The 14446-nt window shown below is 49.4% G+C and carries 13 protein-coding genes; 2 read left to right on the top strand and 11 right to left on the bottom strand.

Annotated elements, in window-relative coordinates; genetic code table 11:
- Positions 1-148 precede the first annotated feature (148 nt).
- Positions 149-2803 (top strand): cation-translocating P-type ATPase, encoded by a 2655-nt coding sequence (locus J2Z70_RS21630; protein WP_209876834.1) that lies wholly within the window; start codon positions 149-151, stop codon positions 2801-2803.
- A 78-nt stretch (positions 2804-2881) separates the two neighbouring features.
- Here J2Z70_RS21630 and J2Z70_RS21625 read toward each other — a convergent pair whose 3' ends face one another.
- From J2Z70_RS21625 to J2Z70_RS21615, 3 genes are all read right to left on the bottom strand, one after another.
- Positions 2882-4708, bottom strand: coding sequence for an APC family permease (locus J2Z70_RS21625; protein ID WP_036730481.1), 1827 nt, complete (start codon positions 4706-4708; stop codon positions 2882-2884).
- A gap of 290 nt (positions 4709-4998) precedes the next feature.
- Complete coding sequence (locus tag J2Z70_RS21620; protein ID WP_342593044.1) at positions 4999-5934, bottom strand: metal-dependent hydrolase; 936 nt, start codon at positions 5932-5934, stop codon at positions 4999-5001.
- A gap of 145 nt (positions 5935-6079) precedes the next feature.
- Positions 6080-6727 (bottom strand): VOC family protein, encoded by a 648-nt coding sequence (locus J2Z70_RS21615; protein WP_281068253.1) that lies wholly within the window; start codon positions 6725-6727, stop codon positions 6080-6082.
- Between the two features lie 199 nt (positions 6728-6926).
- Here J2Z70_RS21615 and J2Z70_RS21610 point away from each other — a divergent pair, with 199 nt between their 5' ends.
- Positions 6927-8312 (top strand): WD40 repeat domain-containing protein, encoded by a 1386-nt coding sequence (locus J2Z70_RS21610; RefSeq protein WP_209876670.1) that lies wholly within the window; start codon positions 6927-6929, stop codon positions 8310-8312.
- Here the strand turns inward: J2Z70_RS21610 and J2Z70_RS21605 are convergent, their stop codons facing one another.
- The 8 genes from J2Z70_RS21605 to J2Z70_RS21570 all read right to left on the bottom strand — a co-directional run bounded on the left by J2Z70_RS21605 (position 8313) and on the right by J2Z70_RS21570 (position 14126).
- On the bottom strand, positions 8313-9068 hold the full coding sequence (locus tag J2Z70_RS21605; protein ID WP_209876668.1) for a class I SAM-dependent methyltransferase: 756 nt from the start codon (positions 9066-9068) through the stop codon (positions 8313-8315).
- A gap of 14 nt (positions 9069-9082) precedes the next feature.
- The gene (locus tag J2Z70_RS21600) at positions 9083-9331 is read right to left on the bottom strand and encodes a hypothetical protein (protein WP_209876666.1); all 249 of its coding nucleotides are present in this window, start codon (positions 9329-9331) and stop codon (positions 9083-9085) included.
- A 37-nt stretch (positions 9332-9368) separates the two neighbouring features.
- Positions 9369-10478, bottom strand: a complete 1110-nt coding sequence (locus J2Z70_RS21595; protein WP_209876664.1) for a WG repeat-containing protein — start codon at positions 10476-10478, stop codon at positions 9369-9371.
- A gap of 166 nt (positions 10479-10644) precedes the next feature.
- Positions 10645-10974 (bottom strand): hypothetical protein, encoded by a 330-nt coding sequence (locus J2Z70_RS21590; RefSeq protein ID WP_209876662.1) that lies wholly within the window; start codon positions 10972-10974, stop codon positions 10645-10647.
- A 16-nt stretch (positions 10975-10990) separates the two neighbouring features.
- Positions 10991-11893, bottom strand: coding sequence for a stalk domain-containing protein (locus J2Z70_RS21585; protein WP_209876660.1), 903 nt, complete (start codon positions 11891-11893; stop codon positions 10991-10993).
- Between the two features lie 144 nt (positions 11894-12037).
- The gene (locus J2Z70_RS21580; RefSeq protein WP_209876658.1) at positions 12038-12406 is read right to left on the bottom strand and encodes a VOC family protein; all 369 of its coding nucleotides are present in this window, start codon (positions 12404-12406) and stop codon (positions 12038-12040) included.
- Between the two features lie 75 nt (positions 12407-12481).
- Positions 12482-13225 (bottom strand): MerR family transcriptional regulator, encoded by a 744-nt coding sequence (locus J2Z70_RS21575; RefSeq protein ID WP_209876657.1) that lies wholly within the window; start codon positions 13223-13225, stop codon positions 12482-12484.
- Complete coding sequence (locus J2Z70_RS21570) at positions 13200-14126, bottom strand: DUF2268 domain-containing putative Zn-dependent protease (RefSeq protein WP_209876655.1); 927 nt, start codon at positions 14124-14126, stop codon at positions 13200-13202. The genes J2Z70_RS21575 and J2Z70_RS21570 overlap by 26 nt, the downstream gene beginning before the upstream one ends.
- Positions 14127-14446: the final 320 nt, after the last annotated feature.

The raw sequence follows: 14446 nt of genomic DNA, 5'->3' as shown, positions 1-14446 counted from the left end.
TAATTATCTTCATTCATTCTATCTAACTATGGCCTATTGGGGTATAAGTAATTAGTCGCCCGAGCTGAGAATGCTGAAACTTGTCATCATTCCTAACGTAGATTTGAACCATACAGACAAAGAAACACGGGAGAGGAGCTTGTACCTGATGGAGTATTACCGCCGCAATAGTTCAGACACCCTGGAAGAAGTCCACAGTTCCGCAAGCGGGCTTACGTCTGCTGAAGTAGACAACCGGCTGGCCAAGGAAGGCTACAATGAGTTGAAGGGTAAAGCAAAGGACCCGCTTTGGAAGCTGTTTCTGGAGAATTTCAAAGATCCTATGGTCATTGTGCTGCTCATCGCGGCTACCGTTCAGATCGTAATGGGACATATTATGGAATCCGTTATCATCTTCGTGGTGCTGATTCTGAATGCTGTAATCAGTGTAGTTCAGACCCGGAAGGCGGAGAGCTCACTAGACGCCCTGCGCAAAATGTCCGCACCCGAAGCCAAGGTCATGCGGGACGGGGCCTTACTGTCGATTCCGGCAAGGGAACTGGTCCGGGGCGACATCGTCTTCCTGGAAGCTGGCGATTATGTGCCTGCGGATGGAAGGATTATTGAATCCGGGAGTCTGCGGATTGATGAGGGCATGCTGACCGGCGAATCCGAAGCCGTGGATAAGCATACCGACCCGATCCTGCAGGAGGCTCCGCTGGGCGACCGGCGCAACATGGCCTTCAGCGGCTCGCTAGTCGTCTATGGCCGGGGAACGCTGGTCATTACAGGAACGGCACTCGGCACCGAGCTCGGGAAGATTGCCGGGCTGATCGAGAGTGCCGAAGCCAAGCAGACGCCCTTGCAGCGCAAGCTGGAGAGCTTCGGCAAAAAGCTGGGGATCGCCGTCCTGTTGCTGTCGGTGCTAATCTTCGGCATTCAGGCCGCACGCGTCTGGCTCTCGAATGATACGGTGGATACCACCGAGGCTATTCTGAATGCCCTGATGTTCGCTGTAGCAGTAGCCGTTGCCGCTATTCCCGAGGCATTGTCTTCTATCGTAACCATTGTACTCTCCGTGGGCACGAATAAGATGGCCCGGCAGCATGCTATTATCCGTAAGCTGCCTGCTGTAGAGGCACTGGGATCAACGAGTGTCATCTGTACGGACAAGACCGGGACGCTGACCCAGAATAAAATGACGGTTGTGGATTATTTCCTCCCCGGAGGACCGGAGGAGCAGTTCAAGCTGAAGGCCGATGACTGGTCGGAGGAAGCCCGCAAGCTGCTGCATATTGCTGTGCTCTGTAACGATTCCAACATTAATGAGGAAGGCAAAGAGCTGGGCGACCCCACTGAGGTAGCGCTGATTGCCTTCAGCAACAGCAAGGACAGGGATTACCGCGAGATCCGCGATAACTTCCCGCGCGAGGCCGAGCTGCCGTTCGATTCGGAACGCAAGCTAATGACCACGCTGCATACGTTCGAAGGACAGAAGGCCCTGCTGACCAAAGGCGGCCCGGATGTCCTGTTCAGCAGATGTTCCCATGTCCTGCTCGAGGGTCAGGAGGTTCCGCTGACGGCAGAGGTCCTGGAAAACTTCAATGAAGCGAATGAACAGTTCTCCAGCAGAGCGCTGCGCGTGCTTGCTTATGCCTATAAGAACGTGCCGGACACCATGACAGAGGTGGGGCTTGACGATGAGCAGGATCTGGTGCTGGTCGGCCTGTCGGCGATGATTGACCCGCCGCGCGAGGCTGTATATGGCTCCATTGCCGAGTCCAACAAAGCCGGTATCCGCACAATTATGATTACCGGGGACCACAAGACTACGGCCCAGGCGATCGGCCGCGACATCGGACTGATGGCGGAGCATGAGATCGCCGTCACCGGCCAGGAGCTGGATGCCATGTCCGACGAAGAGCTGGACAGCAGACTGGAGCAGATCGGCGTGTATGCCCGGGTCTCCCCGGAAAACAAGATCCGGATCGTCAGGGCGTGGCAGCGTAAGGGCAAAATCACCGCCATGACCGGGGACGGCGTCAATGATGCCCCGGCCCTGAAGCAGGCCGATATTGGGGTTGCGATGGGCAGCGGAACCGATGTCGCCAAGGATTCGGCGGCTATGATCCTAACTGATGATAACTTCGTATCGATTGTCAATGCAGTGGCTGTTGGCCGGACAGTGTTCGATAACATTAAGAAGGCAATCGCCTATCTGTTCGCGGGCAATCTGGGTGCGATTATCGCCATCCTGTTCGCCCTGATCTTCGACTGGATCAATCCGTTCACGGCCATTCAGCTGTTATTCATTAACCTGGCGAACGACTCCCTCCCGGCGATTGCGCTGGGCATGGAAAAGGCCGAGCCGGATGTAATGAGCCGCAAGCCGCGGGACATCAGCGAGGGCATTTTTGCAGGCGGGATGATGCAGGCAGTGATCACCCGTGGTCTGCTGATCGGGATTGCCGTGATTATCTCCCAGTATATCGGGCTGCAGCATTCGGATGAAATGGGGATTGCAATGGCCTTCACCACGCTGATTCTGGCGCGCACCCTGCAGACCTTCGCTGCCCGCTCCAACAGCCAGACCTCTGTGGAGGCCGGCTTCTTCAGCAACAAATATGTAATCGGCGCGGTCTTGATCTGCTTTGCCTTCTACGGCATTGCGGTCCTGCCAGGTGTCAGAGAGATCTTCTCGATCCCTGCCACCTTCGGGATGAACCACTGGCTGACCGCCACCGGACTCGCCCTAGGCGCAGTCATTGTGATGGAGCTGGCGAAGCTGATCCGCCGTCTGCTGCCTGCGAAGCAGGCTGCTTAAGCTAGGCTAAGTTAACGAACTTAATAACAGCAATAAGCCTGCACTCCCGGCATGGGGGTGCAGGCTTTTTATACTCAATCACTTTTTCAAATGATAAGGCACTGTAGTGACAATCACATCGCTGCGGAACAGCAGACGGGCGCGTATCAGCAGACTCGATTGATTATGAAGGATATTATGCCAGCCTTTCTTTGGAATAAACTGTGGAATAATTACCGTTACCCTATGGTTCAACTCTGCGGCCTTCCAATTCACTTTATCAATAAACTTGGTCAACGGCTGTACAATGCTTCTATAAGGAGTATATAGGGTTACTAACCTTACGTCCGGCTGCCACTTTCTCCACTTCTCCTCGAACACCGCTTCATCTTCCCGCTCGAAGGGCACGTAGACGGCTATAATCTGCTGCGGAGACAGCGACTTGGCATATTCCAGGGAGTTCATCACGACATGAGTGATTCCGGCGACCGGCACGATAATCACATTGCCTTCAATCTTGATCGTTTCCTCACAGGTAGTAATTCTAAGCTGGTCCGCAATGGCCTCATAATGCTTATGAATCCGGTGGAACACCAGGAGCAGAATCGGCAGAAAGACAAATACCGGCCATACCTGAGTAAACTTGGTCATGAAGAACATCATCGTCACAACGAAGCTGATTAGAGCGCCAACGGTGTTGATGATGAACTTTTGCACCCAGCCTGCTGGCTTTTCCCGGAGCCATTTCACCATCATCCCGCTCTGCGACAACGTAAAGGGAATGAACACACCTACAGCATATAAAGGAATCAGCTGCTCCGTTTTCCCCTCAAAGACATAAATCAGAACCATGGACAGAACACCCAATATGATAATACCGTTGGAGTAACCCAGCCGGTCTCCCCGCATGGTGAACATTCGCGGAATGAATTTATCCTTGGCAAGGTTCACAGCCAGCAATGGAAAGGCGGAATAACCGGTATTGGCAGCCAGGATCAAGATTAATGCAGTCGTTCCCTGGATAAAATAGTACATCGCATTCCGGCCAAAGGTTTGCTCGGCAATTTGCGATACCACAGTGACGTCAGCACGGGGAGCAATCCCGTAATAATAGGCTAACACCACAATGCCTGAGAACATCACGGCCAGTAAAACTCCCATGGCAATTAAGGTTTTGGAGGCGTTGGACGCTTCCGGGCTTTTGAAATTCGGTATGGCATTGGAGATCGCTTCGACCCCCGTTAACGCAGAGCTCCCGGAAGAGAATGCGCGTAATAATAGAAATAGGCTGATCCCCGCTACCGGAGTACCCAGTGAGGTATGCAGTTCTGCCGGAACGTTACCTGACAAGATGTTGTACAGACCTGTACCAATCAGGATGAATAAGGCCAGGACGAATAAATAGACCGGATAAGCGAGGACGGAGGCAGATTCCGTGACCCCTCTTAAGTTCAAAATCGTGATCAGAAGCACAAAAGCAATGGCAATCACCACTTTATGCTCATGCAGGCTTGGAAACGCTGAGGTGATGGCATCCGTACCCGCCGAAATACTTACAGCCACCGTTAAAATATAGTCAACCAGCAGCGAACCGCCGGCTATTAACCCCGGATACTTGCCCAGGTTCTCTTTGGACACCACATAGGCGCCCCCGCCGTGGGAATAAGCAAAAATAATCTGCCGGTAGGACAGAATGAGCGCGGTCAGCAGGATCAACACACCCAGCGCAATCGGGATCGAATACCAGAAGGCGGCTGCCCCAATCGTAACCAGAACAATCAGAATCTGCTCCGGCCCATAGGCAACGGATGACAGCGCATCTGAAGACAGTATAGCCAGCGCTTTCTTTTTATTTAACTTTTGCTCTCCCAATTCACTGGACTTTAAGGGCCTGCCAATTAAAAATCGTTTTAAAAATGAAATCACTCGGTTTCACCACTCGCTTATTATTTGTAGGATCTTGTTTGTACCCCATCTGCTCCCATTCTCGGACACAACAAAAAGACCACAGAAGAATGTTCTGTGACCTTCAACATATCATGTCCGGCATTAATATAGCGTTAAGGATTACGCAAAGACATTAAGATTGCATTAAGATATTAGGGCTGGCTGATGGACCCATAGCCTCCGCTTGTTCGGCTTCAGGTGTTTCCCAGTCTAGCTTTTGAATAAATGCTTGAATGTCTTCCACGTGCTGCCCCCTACTTTGCAATTGTCTATTCCCTCTGTTCTTCCACCCAAGTTCCATCCTTATAGATGAAATAACGGGGATTCCCCTCCCGGTCCCGTGCAACAATCTCTCCGGCAGGCCCTTCCCCGCTCTCCTCCATCACTTCAAATGAAGCCTCATCCCCGGCAGGGAGCTTCCGGTATACTTGCTCCAGCCCGTCTTTTCCCGTCTTGCTGCGGACAACGTCACTCTTAACGGCAAAGATCATATTCAAGTCTAAACGGACCTCTCCGCCCAAGACAGGCAACACCCCAAGCACCCTTCGCTGGGAGTCGATGACGTCAAACCCCATTTTCCAAAAATCACTCAGCTTGTGAACCTGATAATCCCCGAGCGGATACACCTGAACGGCTGCCTGTGGAGTGAGTGTGAATTTACGCGGAAGCCCTTGTTCCAGTTGCATTAGCATGGCAAGCTTAAGACTGAGATACAGGACAAGAAACACAGCACAACCCGAACTAAGCACCCGTCTTCTGCCCAACGACACCGGAAGCACAAAACTCATAACCCCCACTAACATAGGCATCCAAACCGTAGGATCACCAAGATAGATCAAGGGCAGCGTATAAGCTTCGCTGGACAGCGGATAGACCAAATGGACCCCATGTCCCAAATAATCTACCAGAATATGCCCCAGCACACCCCCCGCTAGACACAGATATAACTGGGTATACGAATATTTTTTCAGCAGCAGCCTGAACAGGAACACAATCGGAACCATAACCAGCCCCATGACTATAATGGAATGCGACCAAGGAGATACATACCTGTTCCCCAACAGATCCGGCACAATTCCCAGGAACGAGGTCAGTCCGAGCAAAACCACTTTTTCCTTAAAAGAAATCGCCTTGCGCATAAGCACAATCGATACAATAAAACTGCCCGTAAGCAGATGTGTAGCAATATGCATTGCCAATATCATAGACACCTGTAATCCCCCCGCTTTGGTTGTTAAGCTTCACTACTCAGAGCCTGACAAGTTATAAACAAATGGAGCGGGGAAAAGGTTCATTTGCTTAGTTTATTCTTATATGTTTGTACCTTTATATTCATTCTGTTCGGTTAGCTTAACGAAGCCCCCGGACCTTCAACCCCTCTGAAGCATCCAGCGTCACTTCGCAGACATCTGTCCTGATCGTTAGCGGATGCGGATAGGCTTCCTCCTGATCAGACATGAACCAGACCCGGCCTTGCTTCACAGCAATAATGAGCCCATGCTCGTCACCGGCAGCAGCGAACTGGTTACTATAATCCTGCCAAGGAACGATCCCTACCCGGGATAGCTTGAGCAGCGCCTCCTCTGCATCGGGTACAGGCAGACCGATCTCACTTACACACAACAGACTGGCTGGAGAAAAGGCTTCATTGGCGGAATTGTTCAGATTGTGCCGGGCAATCAGCTCTACAATATTACCTGCCGGATCGTAGAAATAGATGGAATCGGCATTCCAAGACTCGAAGTGCACAACTTTCTGGCCCTCACTAGGAATGATAGATACCTTTGGAGTGATCCAGCGCAACGCTTCATTGATCTGGTTCTCAGGAATATTGAACGCAAAATGATATTTCGGCTGTCTGCTTGGGTTAGACTCATTGAAGGTTAGACTGGACTCGCCCGCTCGTACACTGAAGGATGCCCGATGTTCCTGGAATACCGCCAGCCCAAGAGTATTCTCATAAAAGTCTTTCATTTCCTTCAAGGAATGAGTCTGCATCTCTACTTCTCTTATCATCTAGGATCACCTCTGTTTGTGGCATAACAGCCAGATCTTTGCTTCCATGGTAGCCATCCAGAGAATGGAAGTCAAACCCGCATCTGCAACTTCTGTGCAACATCCGCGTCCATAACAATATGGAAAATCTATCTATTCTCTGAAAACAATAGGACAATCGAACATTACAGGAGGTTTCTATATGCGCTATATGGCAGCAATTGTGCTGGCGGCAGCTCTGCTCTCAGGGTGTCAGGGGGCAGACAAGGCCGGTGTGAACGGCTCTTCCCCGTCCCCATCCTCACCCGCAGAAGGGTCACCCACGGCTATGTCAGCCACACCTACCACTTCAGCACCTTCAAGCGAGGAGGAGCCGCTGCTCTATATTGAGCAATTGAAAGTGATCGGCGGCGGTGGACAACTGATACAAGTGAAGTCGAACAGCGATATCGATAAAAAATCATTGGAGCAAGCGATAAAGAATAGTCTGCAGACCAGTGATCCCGAGACTGAATTCCGTTACACGCTGGAATGGGAGTCCCCGCGGTTTGTGCAAATCCGCCTGCATCTCGATGAGGGCAGTGTCTGGTCCGGGACGTTCAATCTGGATGAAGCCGTCACCACAGACGGGCGCAAGTATGCCAGCACGGAGCAGCCGTACCGTAACACGGTAGTGATCAGAGCTGGAGACGGCGAGGGCAGTCTGTTGTTCCAAGGCGTCACCTCCGGTACCCGGCGCGTAGTACCTGCCTGGAACACGGGCTGGATCAAGTCCATTCAGACCCGGGAATCGGTTGCCCCTTCCTATCTGTTCTACGGACAGGAGAAGCATCATCTGGTGCACGCCCTGACAGGCGAGGCGCTGGAGATTCCGGTTTTTGCTCAGGAGAAGGGTGCCTACGGCAATGACTATGGTTACCATGAGATGTATTCTGACCGCTTCTATGGGGACTTCACTTATATGATCTCGGGCAATAAGACGCTGTATCGGGTAGACCTGAAGGGCTTCACCCGTACGAAGCTTCATGTATTCAGCAAGCCGGTCTACGGCATGTCCTCCTCGCCTGACGGCAAGCGCATAGCTGTATTAACTGCTCATGACGAATACATTGGACCTGGGGCGGACTTGACGGTGCTGGATCAGAAGGGGAAAATACTGCATTCGCAGCAGAACGCCGCCTTCATCTCCCATAGTGACGGCTTCCTGTTCGTCTATTCTCTGACTTGGGAGGACGATTCAAATCTGATCCTTCCCGCAGACAGAGGTGAGCATAACCCGCTTGGACAAGTCCGTTACAACACCGGAAGCAGAACGTCCACGGCGATGCAGGATCAGCGGATCACGGACCAGCTAAAGAAGGATCTCGCAGAGCATGAGCGGCAACCGCATAATGACCTGTTGCTATCCGGGCTGAATTGGTCACCCGACAACCGATTCGCAGCCTTCAAATCCGGCACAGGCGCCATTCAGGTCTACGACACACAGGAGCGGTCCTTCACGTTCGTGGCCGCAGGCACACTGCTGGGCTGGATGCCGGATGGAACGCTGGCCTGGGCGGATATTAAGGATCATGTGTATACCCTTTGACTATACTTCTCCCCAAAAAATCTCAGTCTCATATTCAAATGGAACCACACCGCCCTGATTATGCCTGTCAAATATATTCTGCAGCTCTGTCATCATCGGATTGTAATTCGGATGTCCGGGCACAGGGCTATAGGAGGAGGATAACAGCCGGCCGCTCAGACCCTCGAAATCGAACTCCTGAGTCATTTCAAACTGGCTTTTATGCATCGTATTCTCTTTAAAAAAAGAGACAAGCATCGCCTGAGAAATGTTTTTATGATTCACTTGTTCATAGTCGGTTCCGTAGGTGTGAAGCAGCTGATCGTACTCTTCACGAAATGAAGTACCGTTTGTAAGCCGGGAATTCCATATGAGTATGACTTTCCCGCCAGGCTGTAGTATTCTGCGGAACTCCGTTTGCGCGGCTTGCCGGTCAAACCAGTGAAATGCCTGCGCACAGACAATAAACTCAACCGACTGATCCGGTAACCCGGTAGCTTCCGCAGACCCTGATCTACTCTGGAAGCTCGGGTTGCTGTTGAGCCTTTGCTCTGCGGCTTCACGCATGGCCTGATTGGGCTCGACCGCGATGACCTCGCTGCCGCGTTCCAGAAGCAGCTTGGACAGGCTCCCTGTGCCTGAACCGATATCTGCTATTTTACTGTTCGGGCGCAGACCAATATTGTCGTACAAATAATCAATAGCCTCTTGTGGATAGCTTGGGCGGTACTTCAAATAGGAATCGACCCGGTTCGAAAACCTTTCACCACTGTTCATCGCTGTTCACTCTCCTATTTTGTTTTCTTCGGAAAACCGTATACGAATAGTATCACACCAATTAACGTAAGGATTGGCACAAAGAGATTATCGAAGAAGCCTGCGATATGAGTTTTAGGCTGGAAACTCAACAAGTTGGCTTCGTATAACGCAGAAAATTCATGACTGCGGGCGATCAATGTACCTACACATTCGATCGTGTAGATTAATGCGGCCGTAATCAGAAAGGCTGCCCCTAGTTTTCTGTATAAGTCGTTGCCCATGGAATATTATTGCCTCCTCTACCCTTGATTGATTTAGTTACGGTTTCACCACTCCGCCCGGAAGCTCGGAAGCCGGCGGCCAGACGATGGTTCCGCTGCGGTTCATGTAACCTCTGATTTCCTCGCGGGTATCTGGAACCAGCAGGGTGATTTCTGCCAGTTCGCCTTTAAAATCAGCGGCCCAATAGAGTTGCGGCTTAACCACGAAGCGTCCGGAGGTATTAATATAGCCGTACCTCTGCCCCGGGCTTGCCGGTGCCAGACCACCCTTGAACAAACCTCCAGCCATGAATCCCTGAATGACCTTGGCGCCCTTCTTATTAATATAGAAGGTGGCTCCATTGCGCTCGACGAACGCCAGACCTTCCGAGAACGGCTGGGCCATGCTGAACTGCGGCTTAATCAGGTAATTGCCTGTTTTGTCGATGTATCCGTATTTGCCGTTCACATACACAACTGCCGCCCCGCCGGAGAACGGTGTGGCGTAATCATACCTTGGGGTGATGAGAAGCTTGCCGGTGGTGTCGATATAGCCGTATTTGCCGCCAACGGCAAGTGTAACGGCCGCCATGCCTTCCGAGAAATCAGAAGTAAAGCTATATCTGTAAGGAACGATAAGCTTGCCCTTCGTGTTAATGTAACCCGAGGCTTTACCCATATTGACCCGGGCCAGACCTTCGGAGAAATTAAATGCCCGGACATAGATTGGCTGTATGGCCACCTTGCCTTGGCTATCGATATACCCGTACCGGGTCGCCGTGGCCCCGCCGGCGAGTTGAACCTTCGCTGTATACAGCGCGCGGTCATTATACAGAATACCGGCATCTCTCAGCTTATATTCGAACAGCTTCGTACCGGCCGAACTGAAATAATATTGCTTTTTGGCTGCATGGTCCTCGACATACACCGTCCCTCCGGGCTCCCCTGAATACCCGTTTCCGTCGTACACCGCTTCGATAACCACCTTGCCTTTGCCGTTGATGAAGCCGTATTTCCCGTTCACTTCAATTGGATATAATTGCTCGGCCGTCTTGGCCTGTACTGCGCCCGCACCGGCGGCCTGGGCCTTGTCCTGCGATGGACCCGCTACGCCTGCACTGAACACCATCGTCGTCATAAGTAGGGTTAAAGCCAGTTTCTTTAACACTTGCGGTTCACACTCCTTTGAGACTATTTTCCATTCTTTATGTATAGACGGCGATTGTAGCGGTTTTGTTGTGCATGATTTGGAAGATTGATAAAGATCGCTTTCCAAAAAAAAAGCTGCCCCTTGCGGATGGGGCGTAGCTCCTTCAGGTCGAACTCCTCGCAGTCTACATAGATGAAGCCAATGAAATGACAGCTATGAATTGAACCAATAAGATCAGGAAAACAACGTTCCAAATGCTCGGAATAGATGCAATCGCGAAATAGAAGGAATAGGGTGCCAGCCAGATCAAAGAAATGGCCATAAGTATGCGAAGACCACGCCAGATTGAAATGGCCATGACGGCTGAAGGTACAATGAGCATGAGGACCACAATCACTTGGGTGCTGTTGGATACCGCCTGCTCACTGTAAGGGTTATCAAACAGAAACAGAAAACTTAGTCCAATACCCAGTAGGGATAAGAAAAAGCCCAACCACTTCACCCCAGATCTCAAATTCCCCACCTCCTGTTCACTGTGGATGATAATCAGAGAATCCCGAAATCAGAACTCTAGACCCCTTGGTGACGCTATCCACCTTCCAAGTTCCGTTCGCGAATATTAGCGAGACTGTCCGATCTTCTGCATATTGATCTTCACCTGTAAGACCATTCGCTACTATTACAGATTGTGAGAATATGGCGGAATTCTTACTAGTGTAAATAGGTGAAGTAACAGGCGTTTCATAAGTACCCGCTGTTTTCAATCCTTTGTTCTGAGTAATAGACTTAATTAATTTATCCGTGAAGTACGGTTTAAAGGTTGAATTCACATTTTTAATTGAAGATACATTTGAGGCTTGATTTAATTTATCTGATAGAAGTTTCAAACGTGCTTCAGAAATTTTATTCTTTTCCGGAATTTGAACAGATGGGGTCTCCATATTAACAACCAATCCTTTGTTGCCCACTGTTACTGTTGCTTGTTTAGACAGTTGGTTCCACATTACCGTTGCCCCTAACGACTGACTAACAAAACGAAGAGGAACATAAGTTGTTCCATTGATGACTTGTGTTGCAGTATCCAAATCGACATATTTCCGTGACGGTGTATCTGGAGTTTCACTCGATGGAGCAGATTCAATAATCACACGTTTGAAATTTGCCGCAAGCCAAATCGTCGAATTCCCGTTTTTGATTTTAACAACTTTATCTGTTTGAAACCATTCCAAACTTGCGCCAAGATTTTCGGAGACAGCACGTAGGGGGATTAATACTCGACCATTGTTTATTTGACCATTGTTAATCGTTGTAGATGTTTGTATCTCAGCCGCATAACTAGACCCAGTCGTTAAAGATAGCATAAGAAATGCTGATGAAAGCAATGCAATTGTCCATTTTTTTATAATAATATTTCCTCCTCTTAAATAATTCACCACAAATCACTCTCTCGCATCTGATTTCTCTAAGAAAATACAATTCAGTCCAACAAAAACTCCCCATTTAGCAACAGGATTTATTAGTTCACCTGTTTACCGTGTGGGGAGCAATTTACTTACAGTAATATGGTCTTAATGTAATCAGCCTTTACTGTGCAGAGTAATCAGGTAACCGTCCGGATCGGCGAAGGTAAAGGTACGTCCAAAGGGACCGTCGATGGGAGCGGATGTGATTTTCACGCCTGCTGCTGCGAGTTTATCGTGAATGGCTTGCGTATCCGGGGCATAGAGCCATAGCGCAACACCAAGTCCAGGCTGAGTCCCCGTACTGAGTTCGACACCCGGCAATAGGTCACGAAGTGCAAAGGCAATAGGCTTGGTGTCAAAAACCACCGCATGAGGCGGGCCCGCCTGTGAACGGACGAGTCCAAGATAGTGTTGATAAAATTCAGCAGAGCCTTCAAGATCGCTGACCTGAAGTGAGATGAAATCGGGTCCAATAGCTGACATAATATAGCCTCCTAATATTCACGTTTGTAGGTTAATATAGTCTTCATTATACCCACCCTTCCTGACAACGTTATGTCAGTAGCTGATGTTGTACATTATCGCACTATACAGAAAATCTGCCGTCCCCTCTTTGAATTGATTGAAATAGTTGTTGAACCGGGCATCGTATTTGTAATTATGGGCAATACAAGCTAGCAACTCCGCATCACACGGCATGAATTGAATTAGAATTATTTTCCACTCTTCAATCAATTGCTGGACTTCATCAGAGGAAGGTTCCTGACCGGAACAAGCCACAATTCGCTTGAATATTTCCTCAAAACCGGAGAAGTATCTCGCTTGATCCTCTGCCGACATCTTGGCCATCACTTCATCATAGGCTTGGTACGCCTCTGTCTCTCCATAAATAATCTCCGCCTCATTCGCATACTGTTCCTTCAAGGGCAGGATCGGGGAATGGTCGAAAATATGCAGAGTACTAACATCATTCCCTGAAACATATTCATCCAGAGCTGTCATGATATTTTCCAGTCTTTGTTTTTTTGCTAATAACGTTTGTCTGTGCTTCTTCAATACTTGCTTCTGTTCTTCCCGGGTCAGCTTTACAATGTCCGCAATTTCTTTCAGGGAAAAATCCATTTCCTTCAAGATCAGGATGGTTTGCAGTTTCTCCAGACTGCTGCGGTCATATAAGCGATATCCTTTTTCCGTTAGCTGTGCCGGTTTAAATAAACCAATTTTATCGTAGAAATGCAGAGACCGCGCCGTAATGCCTGTAATCTGAACGATCTCTTTAACCGCTAATAATGGTTTCTTCATCCCAATATCCCTTTACTTCTTCCAGTATTTGCGCAGCAGGCATTATGGTGGCCTCCCAAATTGTCTTGCCTGTTTTTCTCAAGTAATACTTGATTAGATGATACCCGCATGCGTAACCAGCACTGTAAGGCATATTGACCGGCTTAAAGTTCTGAAGCTCCGCAAGCTCGTCACCGTAAAGATACGGGGCAAAATGATGAAATCCGGTTAGTTGAAGCTGCTCGCGGAGCACGGGCTTAATACGCCTGTTAAGGGTTTCCGTATCAGTTCTAGTTACCCAAGGCCCCAGCAATTCTTCACCAAACAGGGAGGTGGCATAATTCTCCGCTAATCCTTCACTTACAATAAGCTCGCCCAGATCAACAGCATGGTCCCACTGAATGTATTGATAGCGGACATTATGGTTGCATTCATGCGCCAGCGCTGCTTTTATCCGGGAAAGGGTATGCTGATTGGGCAAGAGCGTAATCCAGATAAAACCAGGAATTCCTCCAAAGCCGCTATACCCTTCGTTTATAGTCAAGGCACGATTCTCTGGATCTCCCAGTTGAACAGTGAATAAATAGTCAGATACAGGAAGACTTATTCCATGTTCGATAAATTGACGGAGGCTCGTGGTTACGGCTTGCTCACACCCGGACCAGAACGAATTCACAGAGATCCACTCGACCTCAGGTAAAATATTCGGAGTCATCTGATCAGGTGCCCGGTTCATCATACTATTAAACGTAATCACGTCGAAACCATTTGCTTCTTCCGCTCTAAAAGGAATCTGTTGAATTTGCCATTGTTTCATAAAAGGAGCCAACATTTCGTTTCGGAACAACTCCAGCTTGTCCTCCGGCGGGGCCTCAATCACCTTTTGATAAATGTGGTCTGAACGCAGTGCTGTTATATTCATCTTAGTCACTTCCAGTCATCTATTCTTACAGTGAATTATGCACTATGACGCAACGTCATAGTCAAGCACATAGCAAAAACTCCCCATACCGTGAACAGGTTAACCTCTCACCTGCCTGCCATGTGGGGAGCATTCACTTATAGAAGCCTGTTGTTCATGCCGTTAATTAGACTCTTTTGCGCAATTTCTGAAATGCCGTGTATTCCTGATTGGACTTAATGTAGTGTGAACTACCATCCACCTAAGAGGTGGCGGCTTCTTGGTCAATGAAGCTACTGCTCCAAGTTTACCCAAGCTCAAAGGCTAGTCCCTAGCCCAAT

This window comes from Paenibacillus silagei, assembly GCF_017874735.1.
GTDB lineage: Bacteria > Bacillota > Bacilli > Paenibacillales > Paenibacillaceae > Paenibacillus_AQ > Paenibacillus_AQ silagei.
Note: the sequence above shows the minus strand (reverse complement) of the source record. Positions and strands in the feature narration are given on the sequence as shown.